The organism is Streptomyces sp. SID1328 (genome assembly GCF_009865595.1).
Taxonomy (GTDB): Bacteria; Actinomycetota; Actinomycetes; order Streptomycetales; family Streptomycetaceae; genus Streptomyces; species Streptomyces griseoluteus.
This window is the reverse complement of record NZ_WWKH01000403.1, coordinates 1-1,297: the sequence shown is the minus strand read 5'-3', so window position 1 is coordinate 1,297 and position 1,297 is coordinate 1. Positions and strand designations below refer to the sequence as shown.

The 1,297-nt window shown below is 73.9% G+C and carries 1 protein-coding gene; it reads right to left on the bottom strand.

Annotated elements, in window-relative coordinates; translation table 11 throughout:
* A partial coding sequence (locus GT030_RS12065; protein WP_161201110.1) for an alpha/beta hydrolase occupies positions 1 to 1,297 on the bottom strand: 1,297 nt, incomplete at both ends.

Sequence of the window (1,297 nt, the reverse complement as noted above, 5' to 3'; positions counted from 1 at the left end):
CAGGTAGGCGTCCAAGTGGGCGTTGACACACCGGTTGGGGCCGCCGCCGATGCCGTGCGTGCCCGCGTCCCGCTCGGTGACCAGCGTGGATCCGGCCAGCCGCCGGTTCAGCTCCAGCGCCCCGTCGTACGGGGTGGCCGCGTCCCGCTCGGCCGCGAGGATCAGCACCGGCGGGGTCTCGCCGGGACCGGTGCGCACGTCGAGCGGGACCTGACGGCGCGCGGGCCAGTACGCGCACGGCAGGTTCGTCCAGGCGTTGTCCCAGGTCTCGAAGGGGGCGGTGCGGGCGAGGCGGGTGTTGTCGCGGTCCCAGACCCCGAAGTCGGCCGGCCAGGTCGCGTCGTTGCACTCGACGGCCGTGTACACCGCGCTGCCGTTCTCCGCCTCGGCGGCCGTCTCCGGGCTGGGCGCGCCCAGCCGGACCAGCGGTTCGGCGTCGCCCTTCAGATAGGCGGCGAGGGCGGCGGCCCGGCTCGGCCAGTAGTCGTCGTAGTACCCGGCCATCAGGAACGTGTTCTGCAGCTGCCCGGGGCCGACCTTGCCGTCCGCCGGGTGCGCCTGGAGCCGGTCGCTCGCGGTGTCGTAGGAGTGCTGCACGGCGGCCGGGGTCGCGCCGAGGCCGTACACGTCATGGTGGCGGGCCACCCAGGCGCGGAAGTCGGCCCAGCGGTCCTCGAACGCGGCCGACTGAGCCAGGTTCTCGCGGTACCAGACCTTCGCCGGGTCCGGGTCCACCGCCGAGTCCAGCACCATCCGCCGTACGTGACCGGGGAAGAGGGCGGCGTACAGGGCGCCCACGTAGGTGCCGTACGAGGCACCCATGAAGGTCAGCCGGGACTCGCCGAGCGCGGCCCGCAGGACGTCCAGGTCACGGGCGTTGTTGAGGGAGTTGTAGAACTCCAGCCCGCTGCCCGACCGTTCGGCGCAGCCGCGCGCGTACGCCTTCGCCCGCGCGATCCGCTCCCGCTTGTACGCCTCGGTGGGGTGGACCGGGGCGAGCGAGGGCGCCTTGAAGAATTCCCCCGGCTTCTCGCAGGACAGCGGGGCCGAGGGCGCGACCCCGCGCGGGGCGTACCCGACCAGGTCGTAGGCGGAGGCGATGCGCTGCCACTCGGGGATCACGCCGATCATCGGGAAGTTCAGGCTGGAGGCGCCGGGGCCGCCGGGGTTGTAGACGAGGGCGCCCTGCCGGGGCACCTTGCGCTTGCTGTTGGCCGGGTCGCGCTGGGTGGCCGGCATCCGGCTGACGGTCAGCTCGATCTGCCGGCCGCCGGGGCGGGCGTAGTCCAGCGGGACG